The sequence below is a fragment of the Streptomyces pratensis genome, from assembly GCF_037137275.1.
GTDB classification, from domain to species: domain Bacteria; phylum Actinomycetota; class Actinomycetes; order Streptomycetales; family Streptomycetaceae; genus Streptomyces; species Streptomyces pratensis_B.
In genome coordinates, this window is sequence record NZ_JBBBEN010000075.1 from 43,877 (window position 1) to 58,229 (window position 14,353).

The following is a 14,353-nucleotide window of genomic DNA, read 5'->3' on the forward strand; positions in this document are numbered from 1 at the left end:
CTCATTTTGTATGTGTGCGCAACAAACCTCGCTAGTGGACTAGACCTTTTAGGGGTCGGCGGGCGAAACTGTCTCCCGTGAGACATGTCATCGCCCTCGATGTGGGCGGCACAGGGATGAAGGCCGCACTGGTCGGGGCCGACGGCGCGCTGCTCCACCAGGCGCGGCGGGCCACGGGCCGCGAGCGCGGCGCCGACGCGGTCGTCGAGACCGTCCTCACGTTCGCGGCGGAGCTGCGCCGCCACGGCGAGGAGCACTTCGGCGAGAGCGCCGTCGCGGCCGGGGTCGCCGTGCCCGGCATCGTCGACGCCGCAAGCGGGTTCGCGGTCTACTCCGCGAACCTGGGCTGGCGCGACGTACCGCTGCGCGCCCTCCTCGGCGAACGCCTCGGCGGCATCCCGGTCGCCCTCGGCCACGACGTCCGCACCGGCGGGCTCGCGGAGGGCCGCATCGGGTCCGGGCAGGGGGCCGACCGCTTCCTGTTCGTCCCGCTGGGCACCGGAATCGCCGGGGCCATCGGGATCGGCGGCGCGATCGAGGCGGGGGCCCACGGCTACGCGGGGGAGATCGGGCACATCGTGGTCCGTCCGGACGGCCCCGACTGCAGCTGCGGTCAGCGCGGCTGCCTGGAGACCCTGGCCTCCGCCTCCGCGGTGACCCGGGCCTGGGCCGCCGCCTGCGGGGACGCCAGGGCGGACGCCGCGGACTGCGCGAAGGCCGTGGAGGCGGGCGATCCGGCCGCGATCCGGGTCTGGCTGGACGCCGTCGACGCGCTCGCCGCCGGGCTCGTCACCGCGCTCACCCTGCTGGACCCCCGCACCCTCATCATCGGTGGCGGTCTCGCCGAGGCCGGGGAAACCTTGTTCACACCACTGCGTGCGGCCGTCGAGGAACGCGTCACGTTCCAGAAGCTGCCCCACATCGTCCCGGCGGCCCTCGGGGACACCGCCGGATGCCTGGGCGCGGGGCTGCTCGCCTGGGATCTACTCTCCACGGAGGTTTCCGCCTGATGGCCGGACACGCAGCAGACAGCACCGTCCTCGCGGGCGGACGGGTGGTGCTCCCCACCGGCACCGTCGAGAACGGCCGGGTGACCGTCGAGGGCTCCCGGATCTCCGGCGCCGCGCCGGAGAACGCCCGGACCCTCGACCTCACCGGCCACTGGGTGGTCCCCGGCTTCGTGGACATGCACAACCACGGCGGCGGCGGGGGCTCCTTCTCCTCCGGCACCGTGGAGGAGGTCCTCACCGGCATCCGTACGCACCGCGAGCACGGCACCACCACCCTGGTCGCCTCCGCGGTCACCGGCGCGATGGACTTCCTGGCCCGGCAGGCGGGCATGCTGTCCGAGCTGGTGGAACAGGGCGACCTGGCCGGCATCCACTTCGAGGGCCCCTTCATCTCGCCCTGCCGCAAGGGCGCCCACAGCGAGGCGCTGCTGCTCGACCCCGACCCGGCCGAGGTCCGCAAGCTGGTGGACGCGGCGCGCGGCGCCGCCCGCATGGTCACCCTCGCCACCGAGCTGCCCGGCGGCATCGACGCGGTCCGGATGCTCGCCGAGCACGGGGTCATCGCCGCGATCGGCCACACGGACGCGACGTACGAGCAGACCGTGCAGGCGATCGACGCGGGCGCGACCGTCGCCACCCACCTGTTCAACGCCATGCCGCCGCTCGCCCACCGCGAGCCCGGCCCGATCGCCGCCCTCCTGGAGGACGACCGGGTCACCGTCGAGCTGATCAACGACGGCACGCACCTGCACCCGGCCGTGCTGGAGCTGGCCTACCGCCACAAGGGCGCGGACCGGGTCGCGCTGATCACCGACGCGATGGACGCGGCCGGCTTCGGCGACGGGGCCTACCAGCTCGGCCCGCTCGCGGTCGAGGTCACCGACGGGGTGGCCCGGCTGGTGGAGGGCGGCTCGATCGCCGGCTCCACGCTCACGCTGGACACGGCCTTCCGGCGGGCCGTGACCATCGACCGCCTCCCCGTGGAGGACGTCGTCCGGTCCATCTCCGCCAACCCCGCCCGGCTGCTCGGGGTGGACGACCGGGTCGGTTCGCTGGAGCCGGGCAAGGACGCCGACCTGGTCGTGCTCGACGAGGACTTCGTCCTCAAGGGCGTCATGCGCCGGGGCGAGTGGATCGTGGAGCCCAAGACCGCGTGAGCCGGCCGGACGCTCACGTCCGGCCGCCCGCGTAACGAAGAGACGGCGGTCGGCCCCCGGGACTGGGCCGGCCGCCCGCTCTTTGAGATGATCACCGGCATCGCGTGCCGCAGGCGGGCGCGACCGCCGGGGGCTACGGATCGAAGGGGGACCGGCGCAGTGATCCTGACCGTCACGCTGAACACGGCGCTCGACGTGACGTACACCGTCGACGCGCTCGTCCCGCACACCAGCCACCGCGTCGGCGACGTGACCGAACGCCCCGGCGGCAAGGGGCTCAACGTCGCCCGGGTCCTCGGCGCGCTGGGCCACGAAAGCGTCGTCACCGGCTTCGCCGGCGGCCACACCGGGGACGTCCTGCGCGGCCTGCTCGCCCCGCTCGCGCCGCGCGACGCCCTGGTGCCCGTCGCCGGGAACACCCGCCGCACCCTGGCGGTCACCGACCGCTCGACCGGCGACACCACCCAGTTCAACGAGCCCGGACCGCAGGTGAGCCCGGACGAGTGGGCCGCCTTCCTGCGCACGTACGAAGAGCTGGTGGACGCGGCCGACGCGGTCGCCCTCTGCGGCAGCCTCCCGCCCGGCATCCACGTCGGGGCCTACGCGGAACTGGTCCGGATCGCCCGCGCCGCCGCCGTGCCCGTGCTGCTGGACACCAGCGGGGAGCCGCTGCGCCGGGGCATCGCCGCCCGCCCCGACCTGGTCAAGCCGAACGCGGAGGAGCTGGCCCGGCTGACCGGGTCCCGCGAACCGTCCCGCGCCGCCGGGGACGCCCGCCGCCGCGGCGCCCACGCCGTGGTCGCGTCCCTGGGCCCGGAAGGCCTGCTCGCCGTCACCCCGCAGGGGCTCTGGCGGGCCGCCCCGCCCGCCGCCGTGCGCGGCAACCCGACCGGTGCGGGCGACTCCGCGGTGGCCGGGCTGCTGTCCGCCCTGGCCGAGGGCCTGGAGTGGCCTGAGAGGCTGGCGCGTGCGGTGGCCCTGTCGACGGCGACCGTGCTGGCCCCCGCGGCCGGCGAGTTCGACGCGGCGGCCTACGCTCAGCTGCTGCCGCGCGTCACGGTGGAGCCGTACACGCCGACGCCCTGACCACCTCGGGGGTGGTCAGGGCGGGGGCGCGGGAGCGAGCCGGCGTGCTACTCGATGTGGCCGGACTTCAGCTCCAGCTGGTCGAGGTTGGCGTCGCACTCGTCGCCCGTCTCGCACGACAGCTTGAGGGTGTTGGTCCCCTTGTCGAGCTGGACGTAGGCGTAGGTGTTCGTCCAGCCCTTCTCCAGGTCGCCCTCCGCGGCCTGGGCGAAGTTCTTCATGTTGATGGAGCGGGGCTCCTGCGCGTTGACCGTCAGGGTCGTCTTCGCGTCCTTGCCGGGCACGCCGTACGTCACGTACAGGGTGTACGCACCGGCCTCGGGGACCTCGACGGTCCAGGTGGCCGACCGGCCGACCTCGTTCAGGTTGATGTAGTTGCCGTTCGCACCCTTGGCGCCCTTGACGGTGTCGTCCAGGGCCGCCGTGCCGCCCAGCGTCAGCGTCGCCGCGTCCTGCTTCGGCAGCTCGACCGGCTCAGGGCTCTCCTCCGGCTCCTTCTCCGACTCCTTCGGCTCTTCCTCGACCTCGTCGGCGGGGCCCTGCGTGGCGGTGGCCTCGTCCTTCCTGTCGTCCTCGCCGCCGTCGCCGGAGAGCAGCGCGGCGCCGATGCCGATGAGGACGACCGCGACCACGGCGACCGCCGCGATCAGGAGCGCCTTGGTGTTCGGGCCGCCGCGGCCCGGACCGCCGCCGTGGCCGCCGCGGCCCGGAGGCTGTGCGGGCGGCGCGCCGCCGGGGTAGGTCTCGGGGGCGGCGTACTGCGGGTGCGGCTGGCCGTACTGCTGCTGGGGCGGGTAGCCGTAACCCTGCTGCGGCGGGATCTGCTGCTGTCCGTACTGGCGCTCGCCGACGGCCCGCACCTGGTTGTACGACGTCCTGGGCACGCCCGGCTGTGCGGCCGGACCCGGGTAGCCGTAACCGCTCTGGCCGGGCGGCTGGGCGCCTGCCGCCTGTCCGTCCGCGTACAGATAGCCGAACGGATCGTCGTCCTCGGGCTTGCTCGCGCCGTTGTTTCCGGCCGTCATCCCTGGGTCACTCCTCACCATGTCGCCAGCCGTCGCCGACCGGCCGAGCCTACCTCGAACGGAGCAGAGCCCGAATTGCGCGCGGCCCGCCGCACCGGCCCGGGGGACGGGCGCGGGAGGTGGGGAGAAACCGGTCGTGAACGTCAGCCGGCCCTGCGGTGAACCTTCGCGCGGGAGCGCTTCTCGACGTACATCCGCTGGTCGGCGGAGCGCAGGACCTCTTCCACGGTCATTCCGCACTCGGCCCAGCCGACGCCGAAGCTGGCTCCGACCCGGACGGCCCGCCCGTCGACCCTTATGGGCGGAATGATGGCATTTCGCAGGCGTACGGCCAGGTCAGCGGCGTCCGCGGCCCCGAGGCCGTCCGCCAGAACGACGAATTCGTCACCCCCGAGCCGCGCGACGGTGTCCCCGTCCCGCACACAGGTGCTCAGCCGCCGGGCGACCTCGATGAGCACGGCGTCACCGGTGTGGTGCCCGAAGCGGTCGTTGATGGACTTGAAGCCGTCGAGGTCGCAGAAGAGGACCGCGAGCCCCTTCGCCCCGTCGTCGCGCTCCGGGTCGGGGGCCGTCGTGTGCACATGGTGGTCGTAGAGTCCGCCGCCGGGTGCCGCCTCCCCCTCGTACCCGTCCGAGCGGTAGCCGTGGGTCAGGGAGGACTCGACGTCCCCGTAGGCCGCGTCCAGCGCCTCGATCGCGGTGGCGGCCGACGCGTGGGGGCGCTCGCAGATCCGGTCGCTGAGCCGCGATCGCAGTTCGGCGCTGTTCGGCAGCCCGGTCAGCGCGTCGTGCGAGGCGCGGTGCGCGAGGTTCAGCTCGTGCCGCTTGCGCTCCTCGATGTCCTCGACGTGGGTGAGCAGGAAACGCGGCCCGTCGGCGGTGTCGGCGACCACCGAGTTGCGCAGCGAGACCCAGAGGTACGTGCTGTCCCGGCGGCTCAGCCGCAGCTCGGCCCGGCCGCCCTCCGCGGACGTCCGCAACAGGGTCCCGATGTCCTCGGGGTGGACCAGGTCGGCGAAGGAGTAGCGGCGCAGCGCGGAGGCGGGGCGGCCGAGCAGCCGGCACAGGGCGTCGTTGGTGCGCAGCAGCCGGCCGTGCTGGTCGCCGCCCATCTCCGCGATGGCCATCCCGCTGGGCGCGTACTCGAAGGCCTGGCGGAAGGACTCCTCGCTGGCCCGCAGCGCCTGCTGCTCCCGCTCCAGGCGGACCAGGGCGCGCTGCATGTTGGCCCGCAGGCGGGCGTTGCTGATGGCGATGGCGGCCTGGGAGGCGTACACCTGGAGCGCTTCGCGCCCCCATGCTCCGGGGCGGCGGCCGTTGCGCGGGCGGTCGACGGATATGACGCCCAGGAGGTCCCGTCCACTGCCGGACGCGTACATCGGGGCGTAGAGCCGGTCCAGCGGATGCCACTCGTCCTCGAAGCGCGGCTCGGGCCCCTCGGTGTGCCACTGGGGCACGTCGTCGTCGAGCAGGACCCAGCCCTCGGTGTGCGGGATGAACCGGAGGTCCTCCCAGGCCTCACCCATGGACAGCCGCCGCTCCCAGGAGGCGCGGGAGCCGACGCGGCCGGTGATGAGGGCCTCTGCGGCGGCGTTGCCCGCGAAGGCGGCGATGACGAGGTCTCCGTCGGGCCGGACGAGGTTGACGCAGCCCAGTTCGTATCCCAGGCCGGTGACGACGCCGTCGGCCACGGTCTGCAGGGTGTCCGCCAGACTCCGCGCCGTGTTGAGATCAGCGACGGCCTGATGCAGCCGCCGCATGGTCGCAAGACGGACGTACGGCTCCGACTCGGCCTCCATTGTTCGCACTCCCCGAGACCTCGACAGCAACTCCAGGTTTCATATCGACATACTTGTTGCAGTGTCACGGCCACTGAATCACAGTGAGCTGCACCCCCGGTACACAGGGTCAGCGGAAAATGGACTCTGTGACTCAAGTCACAAGCGCTAATCGGCCGTGCCTCTGCTCCGGGGGTCCTAGGACCGGCCTGGTCCCCTGGCCCGATGCGATCGCCCGGCTCGCACAGTTAGCGTTTCGGTGTGCTCCAGACGAATCCCCCCACCCCGCGCCCCGTGCCCGTCCCGCATGCTGAGGGAGTGAGCAATGACGCGTTCCGTGCCGCGCTCTCCCGGTTGGCCGCCGGGGTGGTGCTGGTCACCGCCCAGGAGCCGCCCCTCGACGAGAACGGCAGGGGGGAGGACGTCGGCATGACGGCGACCGCCTTCGTGTCGGTGTCCCTGGACCCGCCCCTGGTGATGGTCAGCCTGCGCAACGACTCCCGGATGGACGACCTGCTCGCCGAGCAGCCCCTGTGGGCGGTCTCCGTGCTGGCGGCGAGCCAACGGCACATCGCGGGCCGGTTCGCCATGAAGGGCCGGATCAGCGACCGGCTGCTGTTCGAGGACGTCGCGTACGCACGCGGCGAGGTGACGCACGCCCCGCTGATCGGCGGGGCGCTGGCCACCCTGGAGTGCCGTACGGAGCAACGCGTGGTGGCCGGCGACCACACGCTGGTGATCGGGCGGGTGCTGACGGCGGAACTGCCGAGCCCGGACGGCGACCCGCTGACGTACTTCAAGGGGCGCTACCGCCAGTTGGGCTGACCGCACGCACCGGGGGCCGGCGGCTGCGGGCTGCGGGGCGTTCCACCAGTCGAGGCCCGGCTACCAGTCGCGGCCCGAGCGCCCGCGCTTGGTGTCGCCCCGCTGCTTCTTCTCGCGCAGTCTGCGCTCGTTGATCCCGCGCGGGATCTTGCGCTTGATCCGGGGCTTGGGCGGCGGTGCGGTGGCCTCGGCCAGGAGGGCGGCGAGCCGGACGGCGGCGGTCTCGCGGTTGCGCCACTGGGAGCGGTGCTCAGAGGCGCGTACGGACACCACCCCGCCCACCAGCCGGCCCGCGAGCCGCTCCAGCGCCCGCGCCTTCCACACCTCGGGGAGCGCGTCGGTCGCCGCCAGGTCGAAGCGCAGCTCCACCTGGGAGTCGCTGGTGTTGACGTGCTGTCCCCCGGGCCCGGAGGACCGCGAGAAACGCCACATCAGCTCGGCCTCCGGCAGGGAGACCGAACCGCGGATGACATAGGGCCCGGACATGACACCCATGGTCCCTCCCCGGCACGCCGTTCGTCACCTCTTTATGCCACGGCCGTGCGCGTCCCCGGACGACGGGCCCGGGGAGGCGCGGAAGTCGGGCAAAGAAAGTAAAGGGACCAGGAACCTCGTGGTCCGGTGCCTGCGTTATGACGGGTGACGGTAGCTTCGTGATGGCACGAAGCCCGCACACGACGAGGAAAGGGACTTCCCATGGCAGTAAGCCTGTCCAAGGGCGGCAACGTCTCGCTCACCAAGGAGGCACCGGGCCTTACCGCCGTCACGGTCGGCCTCGGCTGGGACGTCCGCACCACCACCGGCACCGACTTCGACCTCGACGCCTCGGCGATCGCGGTCAACCCGGAGGGGAAGGTCGTCTCCGACGGTCACTTCGTCTTCTTCAACAACAAGTCGACGCCGGACCAGACCATCGTCCACACCGGTGACAACGTCACGGGTGAGGGCGAGGGCGACGACGAGCAGATCAACGTCAACCTGGCGGGGCTGCCGGCCGACGTGGACAAGATCGTCTTCCCGGTCTCCATCTACGACGCCGAGACCCGCAGCCAGAACTTCGGCCAGGTCCGCAACGCGTTCATCCGCATCCTCAACCAGGCCGGCGGCGCCGAGATCGCCCGCTACGACCTGAGCGAGGACGCCGCCACCGAGACCGCGATGGTCTTCGGCGAGCTCTACCGCAACGGTGCGGAGTGGAAGTTCCGCGCGGTCGGCCAGGGGTACGCCTCGGGTCTGCGCGGCATCGCCCAGGACTTCGGCGTCAACCTCTGACCCGGTCCCACCGCCGTTCCACGGGAGCCCCCGGCCGCCTCTGCGGCCGGGGGCTCCCGTGCGTGAGAGGCCGTCAGCCCGCAGACGTCAGCCCACCCCGGCACCCGGCCGCCCGTCCACTCGGGGCCACCGCGTGGCAACCAGCCGACCGGTGAGCCCGACAGCCGGTCAGCCGACAGCCGGTCAATCCGCGGGCGGCCGGCTTGTGCCGTACAGCCAGGCGTCCCACAGCTCCGTCAGGTCCCGGCCCGTCTTCTCCTCCACGTAGGCCGTGAAGTCCCCGGTCGAGGCGTTGCCGTGACGGTGGGCCTTCGTCCACCCTCTGACCAGGGCGAAGAACGCCCTGTCGTCGTCGACGGCGAGCCGCACCCGGTGCACCACCATCGCCCCGCGCCCGTAGACGGGCGGGTCGAAGAGGTCGACGGCGGCGGGCGGACCGGCGGGCGGGAAGGCCCAGTTCCGGTCGTCGGCGTACGCCGCCGCGAAGCTCTCCTCGACCGGTGCTCCCTCGTGGTCGGCGGCCCACAACCACTCCGCGTACGTCGCGAAGCCCTCGTTCAGCCACACGTCCCGCCAGGCGGCCGGGGTGACGGAGTTCCCGAACCACTGGTGGGCCAGCTCGTGCACGAGGAGCCGGATGCCGGGCGGGCCGGGGAAGACGGGCCGGTTCTGGGTCTCCAACGCGTACGAGGAGTCGCCCTTCCGTTCCACGACCGCCCCCGCCGAACGGAAGGGATACGGGCCGAACTTCTTCGCCGACCACGCGAGCACCGCCGGAATCCGGTCGAGCACCTCCTCGCTCGCCACCGCCGACGCGGGGTCGACCGCCGTGAACAGCCGGATGCCGTCCGCCGTCACCGACTGCCTCGTCCGGAAGCGTCCGACGGCCACGGTCGCCAGATGGCTCGCCATCGGCTCGGCGGTCCGCCACCGGTGGACGGCGCGGCCGTCCACCGTACGCCGCGACACCAGCTCGCCGTTGGAGACCGCCGTCAGCCCCTCGGGAACGGTGATCTCGACGTCGTACGCGGCCTTGTCGCTCGGATGGTGGTTTCCGGGGAACCAGGCCATGGAGCCCGTCGGCTCCCCGAGGGCGACCGCGCCGTCCGCCGTCCGCAGCCAGCCCTCCTCCTCGCCCTCCGCGTCGGTGACGGTCCGCGGCGATCCGGCGTAGCGCACCACGGCGGTGAACGTGCGCCCCTCGCGCAGCCGCTCCTCCACCTCGGCCGCCGGGCGCAGGGTCAGCTCCTTGCCCGCCCGGTTCACGGCGGCCGGGCGGCCCTCGACGGTGGCGCGCTCGACGTCGAGCCCGAAGAGGTCGAGGTGGAAGGCGCTCAGGTCCTGGGTGGCGCGGGCGGTGATCCTGGCCGTGCCGCGCAGCCGGTCGGCAGCCGGATCGACGTCGAGCGTCAGGCCGTAGTGCGTGACGTCGTAGCCGCCGTTGCCGAGCCCCGGGAAATACGGGTCGCGCAGCCCGGCGGCCCCCGGGGTCCCGTGGACTCCGCCGGTGCAGCCCGCGCCCAGCAGGGCGAGTGCGAGGGCGGGGGCGAGCAGCGGCCGGGCCCGGGCGGCACGCCGCGCGGGCCGGTCGGGGAGGGGGTGGTCCACGCCGTCGATCCTAGGGGCGGCGGGGAGGGCGAACGGCTCCGGCGGGGGCGGGCGCGGCGGTGGGCCCGGATGACGCGGACGGCTCCGGCGGCCGGGGAGGAGCGTGCGCCGAGGGCGCCGGTTCAGAGGACGGCGATGCCCAGCGGCCGGTGTCCCGCCTTCAGCCAGACGGGGGCCGTGTCACGGTCGTCCAGATCGACGACGGTGATCCCGTTCCCGTACCCCTCGCGGGTGAAGCCGCCGGTGACGTACGCCGTCCGGCCGTCCGTCGAGACCGCCACGTCCTCGTGCGGCCCGTCCAGCGGGACGATCCGCTCCTCACCGTCGGGGGCGCGGACCGTCAGCGAGGGGCCCTCGTCGTCCCCGGCGATGGGGCCGGCGCCCACGACGAGGAGGGTGCCGTCGGGGGCGAGGACCGCGCCGTGCTGGTGGGTGTCGGCGGTCATCCGCTCGATCGCCACCCTGCCGGTGCGCGGGTCCAGGACCGCCAGCCGCTCCCCCTCGAAGGGCAGCAGCAGCTTGCCGTCCGCGGGGCGCACGACGGCGTAGTGCGGCTTCAGCCAGGAGCCGATCCCGCCCTCTGTGCCGTACGGGGCGACCTCCATCCGGCGGGTCCTCAGGGTGACCGCGTCCACCGCCGTCACGTCGAAGGAGTCGTGACCCGTCGCGTAGACCTCACGGCCGTCCGGTGAGACGTCGACGTCGAACGGGCGGCGGCCGACCGGCGCGGCGCCGGTGACCTCGCGGGTCGCGGTGTCGATGACCTCCACCGCCCCGGCGCCGCCGGGCACGTTGACGCCGACGTACACGTGCTCGCCGTCGGGGGCCAGGGCGATGCCCATGCCGCCGCCCCGGTACTCGCCGGTGGAGACCGGGCCGGTCTCCGTCTTGTACGGGACGAGTGCGAGCCGGGCCCGCCGGACCGTGTCGACGACCGCGACGCCCTCGGCCGTGGCGACCCAGGCGCGCCCGTCGTCCCCGACGACGAGGCCGTACGGGGCGGTGCCGACGCGGACCGCGGCGAGGGGCCCGCCGCCCTCGCCCGAACCGTCGCGCCCGGGGTCGACGAAGGTCACGGTGTCGCTCCCGAAGTCGGCGACGAGGAGGGTCCCGTCCGCCGTACGGCCGGTGGGGGCGCGGGACGGGCCGGGGGCCCCTGCGGTGCTCGGCGCGGCGGGCGGCTCCGCGGCCGGCGGCGCGGACTCCGGCGCGCCGGTCCCGCACCCGGCGAGCAGGGCCGCCGCGACGAGGCCCAGCAGCGGTCGGCCGGCGCGGACGCCGCACCGTGCGGCGCCGCCTGTCGCGGGGCGCGCCCCGGAGGGGGGACCGGTGCGCGCGGTGGTGGGCCGGTCGCGGGCGGGGGTGTTCACGGGCCTCTCCCTGGTGGGTCGCGCGGGTGGGGCGGCGGGGCGGTTACCGGCCGAGGGCGGCGACGCCCGCGCGGGCGAACTTCTCGTCGAGGTCGCCGCTGGGCGCGCCGGCCACCCCGATGCCCGCCACCGGAGCGCCCTTGGCCTGCACCGGGGCGCCGCCCCCGAGGAACAGGGTGCCAGGGATGTCCTTCAGGTTCGGGGCCTGCTCCAGCCGCTTGACCAGCTCGGAGGTCGGGGCGTTCCAGGAGACGGCGGTGTACGCCTTCTTCACGGCGGACTCGTAGGACTGCGGGCCCGCGCCGTCGCCGCGCAGCGTCACGATGGTGTTGCCGTTGCGGTCGACCACCGCGACCGTGACGCGCTGCTTCTCCTTGCCCGCGGCGTCCAGCGTCGCCTGCGCCGCCTTGGTGGCGGCGGCCACGGTGAGGTGGGTGGACTGCTGGAGGTTGCGGTGGCCGGTGTCGGCCGTCACGGCAGCGGGGGCGGCGGCCGGGGAGGAGGCGCTCGCGGACATCGCGCCGAACGTCCCGGCCCCGAGGGCGGCGACGGCGACGGCTCCGATGGCGACACGGGTACGCGGCGACGGCTTCTTCATGGTGGCTCCTCAGTGGTCCGGGGCGGCCCGGTGGTCCGGGCCTCTCGCTCTGCCTCCGATCCTCCCGGCGGCCCGGGCCCGTACGGTCGGCGTACCGGCTGGAAGCGGGGCGCGGGACGGCCGACGCACCCGTCAGCCGATCGGTTGATGCGGGCGTGGTCGAACCGGGCCACCATGGAGGGGTCTGCGCAGGTCAACAGCGGTCGGCGGCTGTCGGAGGCGGCGGCGGTCGGCGGAGCCCTCCGCGCCGGGGAGCGAACGTCACCCGGTCGGCGCGAAGCGTCACCGGCCGGCGCGGGCATCGTCGGCCGGCGCGGCATCGTCGGCCGGCGCGGGCATCGTCGGCCGGCGCGAACGGTCACCGGCACGGAACGCGAGGTACGAGAAGGTGCACCACCGAATCGACCCGCCGGGAGACTCCGCCGGTGGCGTGGGCGGCGATCCGGACGCCCGCTGGCTCGCCCTGCTCATGCACGCCGCGTTCTTCCTGCTGCTCAGCGCCTCGCTCACCCGGTTCCTGATGCGGCACCCCGGCGAGGCCCGCACCCCGTGGATCATCGCCCTGTCGGTCACCCTGGCGGTGCTCTACCTCCTCGGCCCGGTCCTCGGGTCCCGCCCCACGCCCCGCCGGCTCGCCTGGCTCGGCATCCTCGTGGCCGTCTGGATGGTGCTGGTCGTCCTCGCGCCGAGCTTCGCGTGGTGCGCGGTGCCCCTCTTCTACACCGGGCTGCGCATCCTGCCGCCACGGGCCGCCCTCGCGCTCGTCGCCCTGCTCACCGCTTTCGTGGTCGCCGCCCAACTGCGCCTGGCCACCGGCTTCGACCCGAATCTGGTGCTCGCCCCGCCCGCGGTGGCCGCCGTGGCCACCGCCGTCTTCGTGCACATGCAGCGCCAGGCGGCGCGGCAGCGGGAGCTGGCCGCCCGCCAGCGGGAACTGATCGACGACCTGCTGCGCACCCGGCGCGAACTGGCCGCGACCGAGCGCCGCGAAGGGACTCTCGCCGAACGCCAGCGGCTCTCCATGGAGATCCACGACACCCTCGCGCAGGGCCTCTCCAGCCAGCAGATGCTGCTCCAGGCCGCCGACCGCACCTGGGAGGCCGACCCGGACGCCGCGCGCCGCCATGTCCGTACGGCCACCGGCATCGCGGAGCGCAACCTCGCAGAGGCCCGCCGCTTCGTCCACGACCTGGCCCCTGCCGACCTCGCGGAGGGCGGCGGCCTGGAAGCGGCGCTGCACGCGCTCGCGGCCCGGGAGAACGCCCAGGGGCAGGGCGCGCCGACCGTCCGCTGCCATGTCGAGGGGACCCGGGCCGCCGTCCTGCCGGACCGGGTGCAGTCCGCCCTGCTGCGCATCGCCCAGGGGGCCCTGGCCAATGTGCGGGAGCACTCCGGGGCCACCGCCGCCGGGCTGACCCTGACCCACCTCGACGACCGGGTGGTCCTGGACGTCGGCGACAACGGCCGCGGGTTCACCGTGGGGCCCGACGGCCCCCGCCCGGCGAACGGCGTCCGCGGCCACGGGCTTCCCGCGATGCGGGCCCGGCTGCGGCAGCTCGGGGGGACCCTGACGATCGAGTCCGCGCCGGGCGAGGGCACGGTGCTCTCGGCCGAGGTCCCCCTCACCACGGGCCCCACCGCCCACGCCGCGCCCACCGCACCGGAGGAACCCGCATGACCCCACAGGCGCCCCGCGTACGCATCCTGCTCTGCGACGACCACGCGGTCGTCCGCGCCGGGCTGCTCGCCCTCCTCGGCAGCGAACCGGACATCGAGGTCGTCGGCGAGGCCGGCAGCGGCGAGGAGGCCGTGGTGCTCGCCGCCCGCCTCACCCCGGACGTCGTCCTCATGGACCTCCAGCTGGGCGAGGGCATCGACGGCGTCGAGGCCACCCGCCGTATCGCGGCCGCCGGCGCGGCCCACGTCCTGGTGCTGACCACGTACGACACCGACGCCGACATCACCCGGGCCATCGAGGCGGGGGCCACCGGCTACCTGCTGAAGGCGGAACGCCCCGAGGAGCTCTTCGCCGCGATCCGGGCCGCCGCCCAGGGCCGCACCACGCTGTCGGCCCCCGTCGCCAGCCGGGTCATGGCCCGCATGCGCAGCCCCCGGCCCACCCTCACCGACCGGGAACGCGACATCCTGGCCCAGCTCTCCCAGGGCCTCGGCAACCGGGACATCGCGCGCGCCCTGTTCATCAGCGAGGCCACGGTCAAGACCCACCTCGGCCGCATCTACGACAAGCTCGGCGTCGACACCCGCTCCGGCGCGGTCTCGGTGGCGAAGGAACAGCGCCTGCTGCCGTGAAGCCTCAGCGCCCGGCGGCGTACGGGACGCGGCGTGCCCCGGCGGCGTACGAGACGCGGCGTGCCCCGGCGGCGGGGGCGAGGGCGAGGCGGGGCCCTGGGCGTTCTCGGCGTCGCGCACACGGCACACCCCGTCCGGGGCCCTCCGCCGGGTCGCGCCCCGCCGCGATCCGGTGGGCCGCGACGTGGCAGGCCGCGACGCGGCGACCCGCGACATCAAAAGCTTTAAAGAACCCGGGAAAGTACCCAACCCAACCCCACCCGACCCCACCCCCACCCCGCCCGGCTCGCGGCCTCATCCGTCAGCCACTGAGG

At 74.2% G+C, this 14,353-nt stretch carries 13 protein-coding genes; 7 read left to right on the forward strand and 6 right to left on the reverse strand.

The window, feature by feature from the left end:
* Positions 1–116: 116 nt before the first annotated feature.
* From V9U70_RS08290 to V9U70_RS08300, 3 genes are all read left to right on the forward strand, one after another.
* The gene (locus tag V9U70_RS08290; RefSeq protein ID WP_419723954.1) at positions 117–1,010 is read left to right on the forward strand and encodes an ROK family protein; all 894 of its coding nucleotides are present in this window, start codon (positions 117–119) and stop codon (positions 1,008–1,010) included.
* Complete coding sequence (nagA, locus tag V9U70_RS08295) at positions 1,010–2,167, forward strand: N-acetylglucosamine-6-phosphate deacetylase (protein WP_336673827.1); 1,158 nt, start codon at positions 1,010–1,012, stop codon at positions 2,165–2,167. Before V9U70_RS08290 ends, nagA begins: the two co-directional genes overlap by 1 nt.
* Positions 2,168–2,326: 159 nt before the next feature.
* Positions 2,327–3,253, forward strand: coding sequence for a 1-phosphofructokinase family hexose kinase (locus V9U70_RS08300; RefSeq protein WP_336673828.1), 927 nt, complete (start codon positions 2,327–2,329; stop codon positions 3,251–3,253).
* A 47-nt stretch (positions 3,254–3,300) separates the two neighbouring features.
* Here V9U70_RS08300 and V9U70_RS08305 read toward each other — a convergent pair whose 3' ends face one another.
* Both V9U70_RS08305 and cdgB read right to left on the reverse strand, forming a co-directional pair.
* A complete protein-coding gene (locus V9U70_RS08305) occupies positions 3,301–4,278 on the reverse strand; it encodes a carbohydrate-binding protein (protein WP_336673829.1) in 978 nt (325 codons plus the stop codon).
* A gap of 143 nt (positions 4,279–4,421) precedes the next feature.
* Positions 4,422–6,077, reverse strand: a complete 1,656-nt coding sequence (gene cdgB / locus V9U70_RS08310) for a diguanylate cyclase CdgB (RefSeq protein WP_336673830.1) — start codon at positions 6,075–6,077, stop codon at positions 4,422–4,424.
* A 297-nt stretch (positions 6,078–6,374) separates the two neighbouring features.
* On the opposite strand from cdgB, the gene V9U70_RS08315 reads away from it, so the two are divergent.
* Entirely contained in the window at positions 6,375–6,881 is a 507-nt protein-coding gene (locus V9U70_RS08315) for a flavin reductase family protein (protein WP_336673831.1), read from the forward strand.
* 60 nt (positions 6,882–6,941) lie between these two features.
* Here the strand turns inward: V9U70_RS08315 and arfB are convergent, their stop codons facing one another.
* Entirely contained in the window at positions 6,942–7,376 is a 435-nt protein-coding gene (arfB, locus tag V9U70_RS08320; protein ID WP_030088019.1) for an alternative ribosome rescue aminoacyl-tRNA hydrolase ArfB, read from the reverse strand.
* 201 nt (positions 7,377–7,577) lie between these two features.
* Here arfB and V9U70_RS08325 point away from each other — a divergent pair, with 201 nt between their 5' ends.
* Positions 7,578–8,153, forward strand: a complete 576-nt coding sequence (locus tag V9U70_RS08325) for a TerD family protein (protein WP_336673832.1) — start codon at positions 7,578–7,580, stop codon at positions 8,151–8,153.
* A 183-nt stretch (positions 8,154–8,336) separates the two neighbouring features.
* Here V9U70_RS08325 and V9U70_RS08330 read toward each other — a convergent pair whose 3' ends face one another.
* The 3 genes from V9U70_RS08330 to V9U70_RS08340 all read right to left on the reverse strand — a co-directional run bounded on the left by V9U70_RS08330 (position 8,337) and on the right by V9U70_RS08340 (position 11,729).
* Positions 8,337–9,761 carry a M1 family metallopeptidase gene (locus V9U70_RS08330; protein WP_336673833.1) on the reverse strand — a complete coding sequence of 475 codons (1,425 nt, stop codon included), beginning with the start codon at positions 9,759–9,761 and terminating at the stop codon, positions 8,337–8,339.
* A gap of 122 nt (positions 9,762–9,883) precedes the next feature.
* Positions 9,884–11,020: a YncE family protein gene (locus V9U70_RS08335; protein WP_336673956.1), complete on the reverse strand. Its 1,137-nt coding sequence runs from the start codon at positions 11,018–11,020 to the stop codon at positions 9,884–9,886.
* Between the two features lie 154 nt (positions 11,021–11,174).
* Positions 11,175–11,729: a GlcG/HbpS family heme-binding protein gene (locus V9U70_RS08340; RefSeq protein ID WP_336673834.1), complete on the reverse strand. Its 555-nt coding sequence runs from the start codon at positions 11,727–11,729 to the stop codon at positions 11,175–11,177.
* Between the two features lie 388 nt (positions 11,730–12,117).
* On the opposite strand from V9U70_RS08340, the gene V9U70_RS08345 reads away from it, so the two are divergent.
* A complete protein-coding gene (locus V9U70_RS08345) occupies positions 12,118–13,407 on the forward strand; it encodes a sensor histidine kinase (RefSeq protein WP_336673835.1) in 1,290 nt (429 codons plus the stop codon).
* The gene (locus V9U70_RS08350) at positions 13,404–14,039 is read left to right on the forward strand and encodes a response regulator transcription factor (protein WP_336673836.1); all 636 of its coding nucleotides are present in this window, start codon (positions 13,404–13,406) and stop codon (positions 14,037–14,039) included. The genes V9U70_RS08345 and V9U70_RS08350 overlap by 4 nt, the downstream gene beginning before the upstream one ends.
* Positions 14,040–14,353: the final 314 nt, after the last annotated feature.

Excerpts from the sequence above, each read along its gene's own strand:
- cdgB (WP_336673830.1), bottom strand. The coding sequence starts at position 6,077 with ATGGAGGCCGAGTCGGAGCCGTACGTCCGTCTTGCGACCATGCGGCGG.
- V9U70_RS08290 (WP_419723954.1), top strand. The coding sequence starts at position 117 with ATGAAGGCCGCACTGGTCGGGGCCGACGGCGCGCTGCTCCACCAGGCG.
- V9U70_RS08340 (WP_336673834.1), bottom strand. The coding sequence starts at position 11,729 with ATGAAGAAGCCGTCGCCGCGTACCCGTGTCGCCATCGGAGCCGTCGCC.
- V9U70_RS08305 (WP_336673829.1), bottom strand. The coding sequence starts at position 4,278 with ATGACGGCCGGAAACAACGGCGCGAGCAAGCCCGAGGACGACGATCCG.
- nagA (WP_336673827.1), top strand. The coding sequence starts at position 1,010 with ATGGCCGGACACGCAGCAGACAGCACCGTCCTCGCGGGCGGACGGGTG.
- V9U70_RS08325 (WP_336673832.1), top strand. The coding sequence starts at position 7,578 with ATGGCAGTAAGCCTGTCCAAGGGCGGCAACGTCTCGCTCACCAAGGAG.
- V9U70_RS08350 (WP_336673836.1), top strand. The coding sequence starts at position 13,404 with ATGACCCCACAGGCGCCCCGCGTACGCATCCTGCTCTGCGACGACCAC.
- arfB (WP_030088019.1), bottom strand. The coding sequence starts at position 7,376 with ATGGGTGTCATGTCCGGGCCCTATGTCATCCGCGGTTCGGTCTCCCTG.